The sequence below is a fragment of the Blastococcus carthaginiensis genome (genome assembly GCF_030731085.1).
Classification (GTDB): Bacteria; Actinomycetota; Actinomycetes; order Mycobacteriales; family Geodermatophilaceae; genus Blastococcus; species Blastococcus carthaginiensis.
Genome location: NZ_JASNFN010000013.1, coordinates 106,789 through 121,513, shown reverse-complemented (window position 1 = coordinate 121,513; position 14,725 = coordinate 106,789). Strand labels below are relative to the sequence as shown.

Here is a 14,725-nt window from a genome sequence, read left to right as displayed (position 1 = left end):
CTCCCGGCACCCGGTCCGGCTCCGGGCGTCGCGCCCCGAGTCTGCCCCGCGGGCGGTCGCCGCGCCCCCCCGGCCCCCGGAAAGGGGTCCGGGCGGCGATCAGGTAGCGGCGCCGCCGACCCGTTCGCCGCCGAGGAGGTCCCAGAGCCCGGTGATCTGCAGCGGCCTGATGACCGCACGGGTGGCGGCCAGGACCCGCAGCCGCCCACCGCCGGCCAGCGCCTTGCGGTGCCCGGCGGCCAGGGTGCACAGACCGGCAGAGTCGAGGAACGTGACGGCGGTCAGGTCGACGAGGACCTCCTGCGGCGCGGCCGCGACCAGCTCGTCGAGGACGGCGGCGACCTGCGGGGCGGAGGTGCAGTCGACCTCGCCGGCGACGGTGAGGCGCGGCAGGGCAGCGGTACCGGCCACCTCCAGGGCGAGGGGCGCGACGGGCGGGAGGTCCAGCCCGGCCGGCGACTGGACGGATCCGGCGAGCGAACGGTCGAGCGAGGAAGCGGTCACGGGTTTGCCTCTCGGGGCCAGAACCGGACCAGTGAGCCTGCGGACGCGAACGACACGACGACCAGCACTGGGTTCGCGGCTGCTGCTTGAACCGCGCTGCCGACCGTAGGCATCGCCGGGGCGGGGCGCAAGGGTCGCCGCCGCACGTGGCCTACCCGGCACCGCCGACTGCAGGGACGCTCCGTCACCGGCCCCGCCCGGCGACGGATACTGGCCTCGTGACCGAGCCCCGCCCCTCGTCCCGCCGCCCGTCCCCGCTGCTGGTCGTGGGCGGCCTCGTCGCGCTGGCCGTCGCGGTGGGCGCGTTCACCGTGCTCGACCCGATCCTCGCCGCTGCGGTCGCCATCGCGGCGCTCACCCTGCTCGCCCTGGCCGCAGCCGCGCAGGGCTGGGAGTCGCACGCGACCTTCGAGGAGCGGGAGCTGGCCCGCGCCCGCCGCCGCAAGGAGAAGTGGGAGCGCAACGCCGACGCCCGGGCGCGCGACCGCGCCCGCTGGGAGGCCCACCAGGCGCGCAAGGCGGCGCGGGACACCTCTCGTTAATCCGGTCGACGCCGGGGCGGGCACGGCCTAGCGTCCCTCCCCATGCGGTACTCCGTGCGACTGCGCACCCCCTGAGCTGACGCGCCGCGGGCCGGTTCCCCCGCCCGCCGTCCGCGCCCGGTCCTCCCGGGCGCCCGCTCCCCTGCGCCCCCGCCCGGTCCCTGCCGTGCCCGCGGGGCGCCCCCCACCGCACCTCCCCGGAGGCACCCCGTGTCACGAAGCACCCCTGAACCGGTCGGCCCGGCCGCCGACGCCCGCACCGCGCTCCCCGAGAGCGAGACCGCCGCGTTCGACCGGCTCGCCCACGCCGTCCTCGCCTCGCCGTCGGCCCCGCTGGGCGCGCTCCTGAGAGCCCAGCTGCCGGGGACGGCCGGCGTCCGCTGGCTGCGGCAGGAGGGCCTCCCGCCCACCACCCGGCCGGCGGAGCTGACCGCCGAGCGGTGGCTGTCGCTGTTCCGCTGCTGGCAGTCGGTGTCCCCGGCGCCGGGAGCCGCCGGGGCGAGCACCCGGCGCAACGGCGGCCGACCGTCCACGCACGGCCATGCGCCCGGCGCGGCCGCCATCCCGCGCTGGGGCAGCTGACCTCCGGTCCCGTTCCCGCTCCGGACGCCCGCCCGGCCGGCGGGCAGCGGTCCCTGTCCCGGGAGCTCGCGCTCTGCCCACGCCGGCCGGGCAGAGCGGGAGCTCCCCGGGCGCCTGTGCCGTGCCCGCCCGCGGGGCACGGACGTGCCGCCGGACGGCGGCCCCCCACCGTTCCCGGCGGGCGCACGGGCGGGTGGTGACGATGCGCCCGGACGCCGGGCCCGGCCGTCCAGCTCCGGCCCCCTCTTCGGGGTGAGGTGAGGATTCGCGCCGCACCGGAACGGGCAGGGGGGCGCCACGACCGGTGAGCAGAGCCGGCGGGGAGAGGCGGTGACCGGTGGGGCTCTGGCAGGCCGCGCGACCACCGCGACCGTTCCCCGAGGTGTGGTGCCAGGAGCTGTCCTCCCTGGGCGAGCTGGCCGCGCTGCGCGCCCGGCTCCGGCTGTCCACGACCGGCAGCCGCACCGTCGCCCACCCCGAGCGCGACCACTGGTCGGAGCGGCTGGTGCTGATCGCCGACGAGCTCACCTCCAACGCGCTGCGCCACGGCGGGGCCCCGGTCGCGGCGGTCCTCGGCCGCGACGGCGACCGGTGGCTGATCGCGGTCCGCGACTCCGCCGTCGACGTCCCGCCCGCGCCGGCCCAGGGCCGCGACCCCGGGCTCGGCGGCTTCGGGCTGTACCTGGTGGCCGACCTGTCGGCGGCGCACGGCTGGTTCCCCGAAGCCGCCGCCAAGACCGCCTGGGCCGTGGTCGACGGCGGCGCCTGAGCGCGCCGACCCCGACCGGGCGAACCCCCGCCCCGGTGTCTGTGACCCGCGGGTAACGTGCGCCACATGTCGCTCGCCGAGCAGTTGGACACGGTCACCGGCGCCGCCGCGGGAACGGTCGACCGGCACGCCACCACCGAGACCTTCGAGTCGACCGCGCCGGCCAGCGGCGCCGTCGTCGGCGTCTTCCCCGTGCACGACGAGGCCGCGGTCGGCGAGACCGTCACCCGCGCCCGTGCCGCCGCGGAGCGCTGGGCGGCGCTGGGCTTCGACGGCCGCAAGCAGCGGCTCTCGGCCTACCGCGGCTACCTGGCCCGGCGCATGCACGAGCTCGCCGACCTGGTGCACCGCGAGAACGGCAAGCCGCACGCCGACGCGATCCTCGAGATCACCCTGGCCGTCGACCACCTCGCCTGGGCCGCCGGCCACGCGCGCAAGACCCTCGGGCCGCGCCGGGTCTCCCCCGGCCTGCTGGCGGCCAACCACGCCGCCTACCTGGAGTACCAGCCGCTGGGCGTCGTCGGCGTCATCGGCCCGTGGAACTACCCGGTGTTCACGCCGATGGGCTCGATCGCCTACGCGCTGGCCGCCGGCAACGCCGTCGTCTTCAAGCCCTCCGAGCACACCCCCGCCGTCGGCGCGTGGCTGGCCGCCGCGTGGCGGGCCGCCGTCCCCGACAGCGCGGACGCCTTCCAGGTCGTCACCGGCTACGGCGCCACCGGTGCGGCGTTGTGCCGCGTACCGGTCGACAAGCTGGCGTTCACCGGGTCGGCCGCCACCGGGAAGAAGGTCATGGCCGCCTGCGCCGAGACCCTCACCCCGGTGCTGATGGAGCTCGGCGGCAAGGACGCGATGATCGTCGACGACGACGCCGACGTGGCCGCCGCCGCCGACGCCGCCGTCTGGGGCGCGATGAGCAACGGCGGCCAGACCTGCATCGGGATCGAGCGGGTGTACGCCACCGAGGCGGTCTACGACCGCTTCGTCGACGCCGTCACCACCCAGGTGCGCAGCCTGCGGCCCGGTGCCGACGGCGAGGCGACCTACGGCCCGATGACCATGTCCTCGCAGATCGAGGTGGTCCGCCGGCACGTCGCCGACGCCGAGGCCGCGGGCGCCCGGGTGGTCACCGGCGGCACCGACGCCGACGCCTTCCCCGCCGAGGGGTACGTCGCGCCCACCGTGCTGCTCGACGTCCCCGAGACCTCGGCGGCGGTGCAGGAGGAGACCTTCGGCCCCACGCTCACCATCACGAGGGTGCGCGACGCCGAGGAGGCGCTGCAGCGGGCCAACGCCACGAGCTACGGCCTGGCCGGTGCGGTCTTCTCGGCGTCCAAGGACAAGGCGATGGACCTCGCCCGCCGGATGCACAGCGGCATGACGTCGATCAACTCGGTGCTGACCTTCGCTTCGGTACCCGCGCTGCCCTTCGGCGGCGTGGGCGACTCCGGCTTCGGCCGCATCCACGGCGAGGACGGGCTCAAGGAGTTCACCCGCGCCAAGGCCATCACCCGCCAGCGCGTGCCGCTGCCGGTGAACCTTATGAGCTTCGGCCGTCCGGCCAACGCCGCCGATGCGCTGGCCCGGGTCATGGGCATGGTCCACGGGCGGCACCGCTGATGGGCGCGCACGAGGAGTACGACATCGTCGTCGTCGGAGCCGGCTCGGCCGGCAGCGCGCTGGCCGGGCGCCTCACCGAGGACCCGACCGTGCGGGTGCTCGTGCTGGAGGCCGGTGGCCCCGACTCGGTGCTCGAGGTCAAGATCCCCGCGGGGCTCTACAAGGTGTGGCGCACCCGGCACGACTGGAACTACACGACCGACGCGCAGCCGGGCCTCGGCGGCCGGAAGCTGTTCTGGCCGCGGGGGAAGCTGCTCGGCGGGTCCTCGTCGATCAACGCGATGATCTACGTCCGCGGGGCACGCGCCGACTACGACGAGTGGGCGCAGCTGACCGGTGACCCGGCCTGGTCCTACGAGCAGGTGCTGCCGCTGTTCAAGCGCATGGAGGACAACGCCCGCGGCGCCGACGCGTGGCACGGGGTCGGCGGCCCGCTGCGCGTGGAGGACCTGCGCTCGCCCCACCCGTGGACGACGGCGGTGATCGAGTCGGCGGTGGCCGCCGGCCACCCGCGCAACCCCGACTTCAACGGCGCCGCGCAGGAGGGCGCCGGCCCGTACCAGGTGACCCAGAAGCGCGGCCGCCGCTGGTCGGCCGCCGACGCCTACCTGCACCCCGCCGCGGGCCGGCCCGACCTCACCGTGCGGACCGGGGCGCTGACCACCCGGGTGCTGGTCGAGAACGGCCGCGCCACCGGCGTCGAGTACCGCTGCGGTGGGGAGCTGCGCACGGTGCGCGCCACCCGCGAGGTGGTGCTCTCCGGCGGTGCGGTGAACTCCCCGCAGCTGCTCATGCTCTCGGGGATCGGCCCGGCCGACCACCTGCGCGAGGTCGGCGTCGACGTCGTGCACGACCTCCCGGGGGTGGGCGCCGGCCTGCAGGACCACCCGCTCGTGCCGGTGATCTGGAACGTGCGCTCCGGGAAGTCGCTGCGGCTGGCCGAGACGCCGCTCAACCTGGCGCGGTGGAAGGTGACCGGTCGCGGCCCGCTGACCTCCAACCTCGCCGAGGCCGGCCTGTTCACCCGCTCGAACCCCGACCTGGCCGAGCCGGACCTGCAGATGCACTTCCTGCCGGTGAAGTTCTGGAAGCAGGCGGAGATCGACCCCGACGCCGAGGCGTTCACCTCGGCCGTCGTGCTGGTGCACGTGCAGTCGCGGGGCTCGGTGCGGCTGCGCTCGGCCGACCCGACGTGGGCGCCCGCCATCGACGCCGGCTACCTCAGCGACGAGCGGGACCTCGACGCGCTGGTCTCCGGGGTGGAGCAGGCCCGGGAGATCGCCGCGACCGGCCCGCTCGCCCCGGTGCTCGCCGAGGAGTGGTCGCCGGGGCGCGGCGTGCACGGCCGCGAGGCCCTGCGGCAGGCGGTGCGCGACACCCTCGAGTCGCTGTATCACCCGGTCTCCTCCTGCCGGATGGGCACCGACGAGCAGGCCGTCGTCGACCCGCAGCTGCGGGTGCACGGCATCGAGGGCCTGCGGGTGGTCGACGCCTCGGTGATGCCGACGCTGGTGCGCGGCAACACCAACGCCCCGACGATCATGATCGCCGAGCGGGCGGCCGACCTGGTCCTGGGCCGTGCACCGGCCGCGCAGCTGACCGCCGGCTGACGACCGTCTGCGCTGGGATCAGGGAACCTGATCGTGGCGCGTCCTCCCTCACGGTCTGCGCTGAGGGAGGACGCAGCGCGGTGAGGGAGGAGCCCTCCGTCAGCCGTGGGCCTGCGCGGTCGCGGCCTCCCCGCGATCGGTCGGCAGCGCGGTCGCCCGCCGCGCCACGAGGTCGCCGTCCTGGCGATGCCCAAGACCATGGCCTACGAGGTCGGCCTCCCCCACCAGTTCTTCGGCAGTGCCGTGGACCGGGCGGCAACAGGCTCTACCGGGTGCGGGTGGCCAGCCTCGACGGCGGACCGGTGCGCACCTCGGCCGGCTACTCGCTGCTCCCCGAGCACGACGCCTCGATCCTGGAGACGGCGCACACCGTGGTCGTCCCGTCTACGGCACCTCGGCCATGGGCGAGGGCACCGTGCCGGACGAGCTGGCCCGGCTCCTCCGCCGGGCGGCCGGGCGCTCGCGCCTGGTCTCCATCTGCACCGGGGCCTTCGTGCTCGCCGCCGCCGGGCTGCTCGAGGAGCGGCGGGCGACCACCCACTGGGTGCACGCCCCGGCCTTCGCCCGGCTCTTCCCCCAGGTGCACCTCGACCCGGACGTGCTCTTCGTCGACGACGGCGACGTCCTCACCTCCGCAGGCAACGCCGTCGGGATCGACCTCCTCATCCACGTGATCCGCCGGGACCACGGCAGCGAGGTGGCCGGCCGGGTCGCCCGGCGCAGGATCTATCGCGGACCGGCACCTCACCCGATGTGACCTGTCACTCCCCCCGGGTGGGACCACGCGGGCGCCGGGTCTGGTTGAGTGGGGTGTACCGGCGCCGCCCTCGCTCATCCGGAGCGGCAGGAATCGACGTCGGGCCCAGGCTGCGCCACCGAGGTGCGCCAGGCTGACCGACGTCTCGCCGACGATGTGAGCCCGCCCTGCCTGCGTGCAGGGAGCGCCGCGCTCGTCCGTGCCGAGGTGCTCGTGCGGCCACTCGAGCGTCGAGGAACCGATGACTTCGCAGAACACCACCCCGTCCACCCCCGCCGCCGACGGGCGACCGCGCCGTCGCCGGGGCGGCCGCGGCCGCGGTGCGGGCACCCGCCCCGCCGGCGAGCAGCAGATCACCGCGCAGACCCCCGCCGCCGTCCCGGCGCCGCCCGTCGTCCCCGTCGGGGCCGACGCCACCGTCCTCCCCACCGACAGCACCTTCGAGGGGCTCGGCGTCCCCGCGCCGCTCGTCGAGGTGCTCACCGGCAGCGGAATCACCGCACCGTTCCCCATCCAGGTCGCCACGCTGCCCGACAGCCTCGGGGGCCGCGACGTCCTCGGCCGCGGGCGCACCGGGTCGGGCAAGACCCTGGCCTTCTCCATCCCGCTGGTGGCGCGGCTCGCCACCTCCGGCACCCGCCGGCAGGCCAAGCGGCCCCGCGCCCTGGTGCTGGTGCCGACCCGCGAGCTGGCCAACCAGGTGTTCGCCGTCGTCGACCCGCTGGCGCGCGCTCTCGGCATGAACGCCACCACCATCTTCGGTGGCGTCGGCCAGAACCCGCAGGTGCAGGCGCTCTCCCGCGGCGTCGACATCGTCATCGCCTGCCCCGGACGGCTCGAGGACCTCATCGGCCAGGGGCACTGCGACCTCGGCGCCATCGAGGTGACGATCCTCGACGAGGCCGACCACATGGCCGACCTGGGCTTCCTGCCCGGCGTCAAGCGGATCATGGACCGGACGCCGAAGGTCGGGCAGCGGATGCTGTTCTCGGCCACCCTCGACAACGGCGTCGACGTGCTGGTCAAGCGCTACCTGAGCAACCCGACCACCCACTCGGTCGACCCGGCCGTGGCGCCGGTCAGCACCATGACCCACCACGTCTTCCACGTGCCCAGCGCCGACAAGGGCGAGGTCGTGCGGCAGCTCGCTTCCGGCCTGGGCCGCAGCGTGCTGTTCACCCGCACCAAGCACCAGGCGAAGAAGCTCGCCAAGCAGCTCACCGCCCAGGGCATCCCCGCGGTGGACCTGCACGGCAACCTGAGTCAGAACGCCCGCGAGCGCAACCTCGAGGCGTTCAGCAACGGCTCGACCCGGGTGCTGTGCGCGACCGACATCGCCGCCCGCGGCATCCACGTCGACGACGTCGCGCTGGTCGTGCACGTCGACCCGCCGACCGAGCACAAGGCCTACCTGCACCGCTCGGGCCGCACCGCCCGCGCCGGTGCCGGCGGCATCGTCGTCACCGTCACCACGCCCGACATGGTCGGCGAGGTGCGCACCCTGACTCGTCAGGCCGGGATCAACCCGGTCGTCAGCCAGGTGCGTCCGGGCTCCGCGGAGATCGCGGAGCTCGCCGGTCCGGCGGCCCCCTACGTGGAGCCCGCGCCCGCGCCCGAGCCGCAGGCGCAGGGCTCCGGTGGTGGACGCCGCCGTCGCGGTGGCTCGGGTGCCGGCTCGGCCTCGGCCAAGCCCGCCGGCTCGTCCGGACGCAGCGGTGGCTCCGGCTCCGGCCGGCCCAGCGGCCCGGCCCGCACGCGCGCCGAGCTCGCCGCCCGGGCCGGCACGCACTCGGCCGCGTCGTTCTCGGGTCGGTCCCGCCGGGGCGGCTGACCCGACCCTGACGCCGGGCTGGTCGAAACCGTCGTCGCGCTCGGCCCGCATGACGTTCTCGTCACAGACGGTTGCGAACCGTCCGGCGGGGCACGGCCGAACCTCGGGCACAGCCACGTATCGCGGCGCGCATGCAGGTCGCGAGGCACATGACGACCGAGGAGATTCGCGTGACCAACAGCAGAACTCAGCACCGCCGGGCCGCGGCCGCACTCGCCTGCGCCGCCGCGCTGACGTTGAGCGCCTGCGGCGGCTCGGACGATGACGCCGGCACCGCGACCGGCGGCACCACCCCCACGGTGGAGGAGGATGCGCCGCCGACATCGGCCGAGACCACGGAGACCGAGACCACGGAGACCGAGACCGACGAGGCCGGCGCACAGGAGGTCACGATCGCCGCGGTCGACTTCGACTACGAACTGCCGACCACCGAGTTCAGCGCCGGGGAACTCACCATCGAGCTGGTCAACGAGGGCGAGGCCAGCCACAACATCGTCGTCGAGCAGGACGGCGAGGACATCGCCTCCACCGATGTCATCAACTCCGGTGAGACGGCCACGCTGACCGTCGACCTCGAACCCGGTGAGTACGTGTTCTACTGCTCCGTGGCCAACCATCGCGCCCTGGGCATGGAGGTCCAGGTCACGGTCATCTGATGGTCGCCGGCCCGACCGCCCGGCGGTCCTCCCCTACCGTGCTCGTGCTGCGCATCCTCGGCGTCGCGCTGCTGCTCGGGGTGGCGGTGATCCACGGCTACCTGTGGCAGCAGGGCTACCGCGACATCGACGTCATCGGCCCGGCGTTCGCTCTCGACACAGTGCTCGCTCTCGGCGGCGCACTGGCCGTGGCCGTCGCCCCCCGGCGGCTGCTGCCCTGGGCCGCCGCCGCCGGGGGCCTGCTGTGCCTCGGCACCCTGGCCGCGCTGCTGCTGTCGACCACGGTGGGGCTCTTCGGCTTCCAGGAGACGACCGCCGCCCAGCTGTGGTGGGAGTCGCTCTGGGTGGAGGCCGCGGGCACCGTCGTGCTCGGTGCGCTCGCCGTGCTGACTGCACACCGCCGCTGAGGAGGACCGCCGCGGGAGACGGTGGGCGTCGCCGGTGTCGCCACGCTCTCCCGGCTGGGCACCGGGGGCGACGCCGGGCGCACATCGTCTTCGGCGCGTTGACCGCCGGCTACCTGTTCTGGATCGACGTCGCCGGATCCGCACATGACGAACGGATGACGCCGGTGCCTCGCTCGCATCGGTGCCCCTCGTTGCTGGGCAGTCCCGGGCCGGGTGCCCGATGCTGGTGACGTCCTGCCTCCGGCACCTGGACCGCCACCGACCGAGAGGAAGCGCCCGTGCGCACCGTCGACGCCGTCGTCATCGGCTCCGGCCACAACGCCCTGATCACCGCCGTCTCGCTCGCCCGCGCCGGCTGGGACGTGCTCGTGGCCGAACGCAACGACGAGATCGGCGGCGCGACCCGCAGCGGCGAGGTCACGCAGCCGGGGCTGGTGCACGACCTCTACGCGACGAACATCAACCTCTTCCTCGCCAGCCCGGCGTTCCAGGAGTTCGGTGACGACCTCGCCCGGCACGGCTTCCGGCCGGCGGTGAGCGAGCGCTCCTACAGCAACGTCTTCCCCGACGGGCGCAGCCTGCGGGTCTACTCGGACGTCGAGCGCACCGAACGGCTGCTCGGCGAGCACAGCGCCCGCGACCTCGCCGGCTGGCGGGGGCTGCACGAGCGCTACGGCATGTTCATGAAAGCCCTGATGCCGCTGTACTCCACGTCGCTGCCGAGCCTGCGCGCGCTCGCCGGCCTCGCCAAGGGAGCACGGGCGGCCGGGGTGTTCGACACGCTGGAGCTGCTGCGGACCCTGTCGGCCTCGACCCGCGAGCTGGGCGACACCTGGTTCGAGACCCCGGAGGCCAAGGCGCTCATCGCCACGTGGGGCATGCACCTGGACTACGGCCCCGACGTTTCCGGCGGGGCCATGTTCCCCTTCCTCGAGACCTTCACCGACATGGAGCAGGGCATCGCCGTGGCCGAGGGCGGCATCTCCCGCCTGCCCGAGGCGCTGGCCGCCCTGGTGCGCGAGGCCGGTGGCGAGGTGCGCACCGGCAGCCCGGTCACCCGCGTGCTCACCGACGGCGACCGCGTCACCGGGGTGCGCCTCGGCGATGGCGAGGAGATCCGGGTGCGCCGCACCGTGGTCGCCGGCACCACGCCGACCCAGCTCTTCGGGGACCTGCTGCGCGACGATCCCGCGGTCAGCGACACCACCCGCACGCGGGCCGAGCGCTACCGGTACGGGCCGGGCACGATGGTCGTGCACCTCGCGCTGGACCGGCCGCTGCAGTGGCAGGCCGAGGAGGAGCTGTCCCGGTTCGCCTACGTGCACGTCGCGCCCTACGTCGACGACCTGGCACGCACCTACCAGCAGGCCCTGGCGGGGCAGCTGCCCGACAGCCCGCTGCTCATCGTCGGGCAGACCTCGCAGGTCGACCCGACCCGCTCCCCCGACGACCGGCAGGTGGTGTGGGTCCAGGTGCGGATGCTCCCGTCGGAGATCCGTGGCGACGCGGCCGGGGAGATCACCGCCACCCACTGGGACGAGGCCAGGGAGCCGGTGGCCGATCGGGTGCTGGCGAAGCTGGAGGAGTACGCGCCGGGTGCGCGGGACAGCGTGCTGGCGCGGACGGTGCTCTCTCCGCTGGACCTCGAACGGTCCAACCCGAACCTGGTGGGCGGCGACAGCGTCTCGGGCAGCCACCACCTGTGGCAGAACTTCTTCTTCCGCCCGTGGCCCGGCGCCTCCACCTACGAGATGCCGATCGAGGGCCTCTACCTCGTCGGTGCCGCCACCTGGCCCGGCGGCGGCACCAACGGCGTCTCCGGGTCGCTGTGCGCCCGCCGCATCCTGGAGCCCCACCCCTACCGCCGCTGGGTCGCCGGCGGCGCGGCGGCCGTCGCCGCCGGCGGGGCCGCGCTCGCACGCCGGAGTCGCTCACCCCCCGCCCCCCCCGGGGAGCGTCCTCCCCGACCGTCCGCGGTGAGGGAGGACGCTCCACGATCAGGTCACCTGATCGTGGAGCGGGCGGCCCGGCGGGATGTCGACTCGTCGCCATGTCAGCCGGACGACATGACGACGAGTCGGCACCGTGCCACCGGGGGCGCGGCCGGACGTCTCGGGCCGCCCCGGTGCGCTAGCTGCCGCTGGAGAAGGCGGCGTCGAACGCCGCGGACGGCGGGTCGAAGGCCAGCCGGCGCACGAACTCCAGGGCCTCGGGCGCGCCGAGCAGGCGGTCCATGCCGGCGTCCTCCCACTCGATCGAGATCGGCCCGTCGTAGCCGATCGTGTTGAGCATCCGGAAGCAGGCCTCCCACGGGACGTCCCCGTGCCCGGTGGAGACGAAGTCCCAGCCCCGCCGCGGGTCGGCCCAGGGCAGGTGCGAGCCCATCCGCCCGTTGCGGCCGTTGCCCACCTGCTTCTTCGCGTCCTTGCAGTCGACGTGGTAGATCCGGTCCTTGAAGTCCCAGATGAAGCTGACCGGGTCCAGGTCCTGCCACACGAAGTGCGACGGGTCCCAGTTCAGCCCGAAGGCCTCCCGGTGGCCGATGGCCTCCATCGCGCGGACCGTCGTCCAGTAGTCGTAGGCGATCTCCGACGGGTGCACCTCGTGGGCGAACCGCACGCCCACTTCGTCGAAGACGTCGAGGATCGGGTTCCAGCGGTCGGCGAAGTCCTGGTAGCCCTCCTCGATCATCGACTCGGGCACCGGCGGGAACATCGCCACGGTCTTCCAGATCTTGGAGCCGGTGAACCCGACGACGGTCTTCACGCCCAGCTTCGCCGCCGCGCGGGCGGTCAGCTTCATCTCCTCGGCGGCCCGCTGCCGCACGCCCTCAGGGTCACCGTCGCCCCAGACTCGCGGGTGCACCATGCCGCGGTGCCGCTCGTCGATCGGGTCGTCGCAGACGGCCTGGCCGTTGAGGTGGTTGGAGATGGCGAACACCTTCAGGCCGTGCTTCTCCAGCAGCCCGAGCCGGTCGGCCACGTAGGAGTCGTCCTCCGCCGCGCGCTCGACGTCGAGGTGGTCGCCCCAGCAGGCGATCTCCAGGCCGTCGTAGCCCCAGCCGGAGGCCAGCCGGCACATCTCCTCGAAGGGCAGGTCGGCCCACTGGCCGGTGAAGAGGGTGACGGGGCGCGGCATCAGTTCTCTCCTCGGATCGGGGTCCAGCGCGAGCTGTCGGCGGCGCTGCGTTCGACGGCGTCGAGCACCCGCTGCACCTGCAGGCCGTCGGCGAACGACGGCGTCGGGTCCTCGCCGGCGGCGATGGCGGTGACCAGGTCGACGACCTGGTGGGTGAACCCGTGCTCGTAGCCCAGGCCGTGACCGGCCGGCCACCAGGCACCGACGTAGGGGTGCTCGGGTTCGGTGACGATGATGCGGCGGAAGCCGGCGGTCTCCGCGGGCTCGCTGCCGTCGAAGAACTGCAGGACGTTCATGTCCTCGAAGTCGAAGGCCAGGCTGCCGGCCGAGCCGTTGATCTCGATCCGGATGCCGTTCTTGCGGCCGAGGGCGAAGCGGGTCGCCTCGAAGACGCCCAGCGCCCCGCCGGTGAACCGGCCGAGGAACACCGCGGCGTCATCGACGGTGACCTGCCCGGTCTCGGCGCCGCCGACCCCGCCGAGCTTCCCGGTCTCGGTCGGCAGCGGCCGCTCGGTCACGAAGGTCTCCAGGGTGGCGCTCACCCCGGTCAGCGTCTGCCCGGTGATGTGCTGGGTCAGGTCCACCACGTGCGCCCCGATGTCGCCCAGCGCCCCGGAGCCGGCCTTGTCCTTCTCCAGCCGCCACGACATCGGCGCGGCCGGGTCGGCGATCCAGTCCTGCAGGTACTGCGCCCGCACGTGCCGGATCTGGCCGAGCCGGCCGTCGGCGACCAGCTTGCGGGCCAGCCCGATGGCCGGCACCCGCCGGTAGGTGAACCCGACCATCGACCGCACGCCGCGGGTTGCCGCCTTCGCCGCGGCCTCGGCCATGGCCTCGGCCTCGGCCACGGTGTTGGCCAGCGGCTTCTCGCAGAGCACGTGCTTGCCGGCCTCCAGCGCGGCGATCGCGATCTCGGCGTGGGTGTTCCCGGGCGTGCAGACGTCGACCAGGTCGACATCCTCGCGCTCGATCACCCGGCGCCAGTCGGTCGCAGTCCCGCGCCAGCCGAGCTTGCCGGCGGCCTCGGTGACCTTGGCGGAGTCCCGCCCGGCCAGCACGGTCAGCTCCGGCCGCAGGGGGAGGTCGAAGAAGTGGGGGGCGGTGCGCCAGGCGTGCGAGTGCGCGGCACCCATGAAGGCGTAGCCGATCAGCCCGATGCCTAGGGTGGGGGTCATGTGCAACTCCGGAGCGGGGGTGGTTCGGCAGGGGAGCGCGAGCGCTCCCCTGCCGAACCGTGGACGGATCAGGACTCGAACGCGCGGTCGATGTAGTCCTCGACGTTCTCCGAGGTGACGACGGGGGCGTTGAGCACGATCTCCCGCGGGACCTCGGGCGAGACCAGGTCCGAGAGCGACTTCCCCTGCGCGATCAGGCGCGCCAGCGCGATGCCGTCGGCGGCCTGGGTGTGCGGGTAGATGACGGTCGCCTGGAGGACGGAGTTACCTTCCTGGATCTCGCGCATGGCGTTCGCCGACCCGGCGCCACCGACCATCACGAACTCGTCGCGGCCGGCGTTCTCGATGGCAGCCAGGACGCCGACGCCCTGGTCGTCGTCGTGGTTCCACAGGGCGTCGATCTGCGGCGCGGCCTGCAGCAGGTTGGCCGCGGCCTCCTCGCCGCCCTCGACCGTGAAGTTCGCCGCGACGCGGTTGTCGACGTCGAGACCGCAGTCGGCCAGCGCGTCGGCGAAGCCCTGGCTGCGGTCCTGGGTCAGGGGCAGCGAGTCGATGCCGGCGATCTCGGCGACGACGGCGTCGGGGTTGTCGCCGACCTGCTCGCAGATGTAGGTGCCGGCGGAGACGCCCATGCCGTAGTTGTCACCCAGGATGGTGGCGCGGGCGGCGAAGGGGCTGTTGAACTCGCGGTCGACGTTGATGACCGGGATGCCGGCCTCCATCGCCTGCAGCGCGACCGGGGTCATCGCGGCGCCGTCGAAGGGCAGCAGCACGATCGCGTCGACGCCCTCGTTGATGAAGGTCTCGACCTGGCTGATCTGCGTGCTGACGTCGTTGGTGCCCTCCGCCACGATCAGGTCGACGTCCTCGTAGTTCTCCGCCTCGGCCCGGGCGGCCTCGGTGATGCCCGCCATCCAGCCGTGGTCGGCGGCCGGGGCCGAGAAGCCGATCCGGACGGTCTCGCCGGTCTCGTCGTTCGAGCTGGCGACCGCGTCCCCGCCGCCGCCCTCCGACGCGGAGGTCTCCGGCTCGTTGCTGGTGCAGCCGGCGACGAGCACGCCGGCGCCGGCCAGGGCGACCGCGGTGGACATCAGGCGACGGTAGGGACGCTGCCTCGCTGCAGACATGGAATCT

General features: G+C 74.2%; 13 protein-coding genes and 1 pseudogene. 10 read left to right on the top strand and 4 right to left on the bottom strand.

Annotated elements, in window-relative coordinates; genetic code table 11:
• Nucleotides 1-99: 99 nt before the first annotated feature.
• On the bottom strand, nt 100-504 hold the full coding sequence (locus QOZ88_RS12930) for an STAS domain-containing protein (RefSeq protein ID WP_306000164.1): 405 nt from the start codon (nt 502-504) through the stop codon (nt 100-102).
• A gap of 218 nt (nt 505-722) precedes the next feature.
• Between QOZ88_RS12930 and QOZ88_RS12925 the strand changes: the two genes are divergently transcribed.
• The 10 genes and pseudogenes from QOZ88_RS12925 to QOZ88_RS12880 all read left to right on the top strand — a co-directional run.
• Nucleotides 723-1,046 carry a hypothetical protein gene (locus QOZ88_RS12925; RefSeq protein WP_306000163.1) on the top strand — a complete coding sequence of 108 codons (324 nt, stop codon included), beginning with the start codon at nt 723-725 and terminating at the stop codon, nt 1,044-1,046.
• Between the two features lie 210 nt (nt 1,047-1,256).
• The gene (locus QOZ88_RS12920; protein WP_306000162.1) at nt 1,257-1,628 is read left to right on the top strand and encodes a hypothetical protein; all 372 of its coding nucleotides are present in this window, start codon (nt 1,257-1,259) and stop codon (nt 1,626-1,628) included.
• Nucleotides 1,629-1,965: 337 nt separating this feature from the next.
• Complete coding sequence (locus QOZ88_RS12915) at nt 1,966-2,397, top strand: ATP-binding protein (RefSeq protein WP_306000161.1); 432 nt, start codon at nt 1,966-1,968, stop codon at nt 2,395-2,397.
• Nucleotides 2,398-2,463: 66 nt separating this feature from the next.
• The gene (locus QOZ88_RS12910) at nt 2,464-4,017 is read left to right on the top strand and encodes an aldehyde dehydrogenase family protein (protein ID WP_306000160.1); all 1,554 of its coding nucleotides are present in this window, start codon (nt 2,464-2,466) and stop codon (nt 4,015-4,017) included.
• On the top strand, nt 4,017-5,627 hold the full coding sequence (locus tag QOZ88_RS12905; RefSeq protein WP_306000159.1) for a GMC family oxidoreductase: 1,611 nt from the start codon (nt 4,017-4,019) through the stop codon (nt 5,625-5,627). The genes QOZ88_RS12910 and QOZ88_RS12905 overlap by 1 nt, the downstream gene beginning before the upstream one ends.
• 400 nt (nt 5,628-6,027) lie before the next feature.
• On the top strand, nt 6,028-6,384 hold the full coding sequence (locus tag QOZ88_RS12900) for a DJ-1/PfpI family protein (RefSeq protein WP_306000158.1): 357 nt from the start codon (nt 6,028-6,030) through the stop codon (nt 6,382-6,384).
• A 241-nt stretch (nt 6,385-6,625) separates the two neighbouring features.
• Complete coding sequence (locus QOZ88_RS12895; protein ID WP_306000157.1) at nt 6,626-8,215, top strand: DEAD/DEAH box helicase; 1,590 nt, start codon at nt 6,626-6,628, stop codon at nt 8,213-8,215.
• A 170-nt stretch (nt 8,216-8,385) separates the two neighbouring features.
• Nucleotides 8,386-8,871, top strand: coding sequence for a cupredoxin domain-containing protein (locus QOZ88_RS12890; RefSeq protein WP_306000156.1), 486 nt, complete (start codon nt 8,386-8,388; stop codon nt 8,869-8,871).
• Nucleotides 8,871-9,278, top strand: coding sequence for a hypothetical protein (locus tag QOZ88_RS12885; RefSeq protein ID WP_306000155.1), 408 nt, complete (start codon nt 8,871-8,873; stop codon nt 9,276-9,278). The genes QOZ88_RS12890 and QOZ88_RS12885 overlap by 1 nt, the downstream gene beginning before the upstream one ends.
• Nucleotides 9,279-9,556: 278 nt before the next feature.
• A pseudogene (locus tag QOZ88_RS12880) lies at nt 9,557-11,104 on the top strand (phytoene desaturase family protein); the annotation flags it as partial.
• 304 nt (nt 11,105-11,408) lie between these two features.
• On the opposite strand, the gene QOZ88_RS12875 reads toward QOZ88_RS12880, so the two are convergent.
• The 3 genes from QOZ88_RS12875 to QOZ88_RS12865 all read right to left on the bottom strand — a co-directional run bounded on the left by QOZ88_RS12875 (nt 11,409) and on the right by QOZ88_RS12865 (nt 14,682).
• A complete protein-coding gene (locus QOZ88_RS12875) occupies nt 11,409-12,416 on the bottom strand; it encodes a sugar phosphate isomerase/epimerase family protein (RefSeq protein WP_306000154.1) in 1,008 nt (335 codons plus the stop codon).
• A complete protein-coding gene (locus tag QOZ88_RS12870) occupies nt 12,416-13,591 on the bottom strand; it encodes a Gfo/Idh/MocA family protein (protein ID WP_306000153.1) in 1,176 nt (391 codons plus the stop codon). Before QOZ88_RS12870 ends, QOZ88_RS12875 begins: the two co-directional genes overlap by 1 nt.
• Nucleotides 13,592-13,659: 68 nt before the next feature.
• The gene (locus QOZ88_RS12865) at nt 13,660-14,682 is read right to left on the bottom strand and encodes a substrate-binding domain-containing protein (RefSeq protein ID WP_306000152.1); all 1,023 of its coding nucleotides are present in this window, start codon (nt 14,680-14,682) and stop codon (nt 13,660-13,662) included.
• Nucleotides 14,683-14,725 lie beyond the last annotated feature (43 nt).

What these genes read in the sequence shown, in the direction of transcription:
- QOZ88_RS12900 (WP_306000158.1), top strand. Translation starts at nt 6,028, where the DNA reads ATGGGCGAGGGCACCGTGCCGGACGAGCTGGCCCGGCTCCTCCGCCGG.
- QOZ88_RS12910 (WP_306000160.1), top strand. Translation starts at nt 2,464, where the DNA reads ATGTCGCTCGCCGAGCAGTTGGACACGGTCACCGGCGCCGCCGCGGGA.
- QOZ88_RS12905 (WP_306000159.1), top strand. Translation starts at nt 4,017, where the DNA reads ATGGGCGCGCACGAGGAGTACGACATCGTCGTCGTCGGAGCCGGCTCG.
- QOZ88_RS12885 (WP_306000155.1), top strand. Translation starts at nt 8,871, where the DNA reads ATGGTCGCCGGCCCGACCGCCCGGCGGTCCTCCCCTACCGTGCTCGTG.
- QOZ88_RS12895 (WP_306000157.1), top strand. Translation starts at nt 6,626, where the DNA reads ATGACTTCGCAGAACACCACCCCGTCCACCCCCGCCGCCGACGGGCGA.
- QOZ88_RS12870 (WP_306000153.1), bottom strand. Translation starts at nt 13,591, where the DNA reads ATGACCCCCACCCTAGGCATCGGGCTGATCGGCTACGCCTTCATGGGT.
- QOZ88_RS12865 (WP_306000152.1), bottom strand. Translation starts at nt 14,682, where the DNA reads ATGTCCACCGCGGTCGCCCTGGCCGGCGCCGGCGTGCTCGTCGCCGGC.
- QOZ88_RS12875 (WP_306000154.1), bottom strand. Translation starts at nt 12,416, where the DNA reads ATGCCGCGCCCCGTCACCCTCTTCACCGGCCAGTGGGCCGACCTGCCC.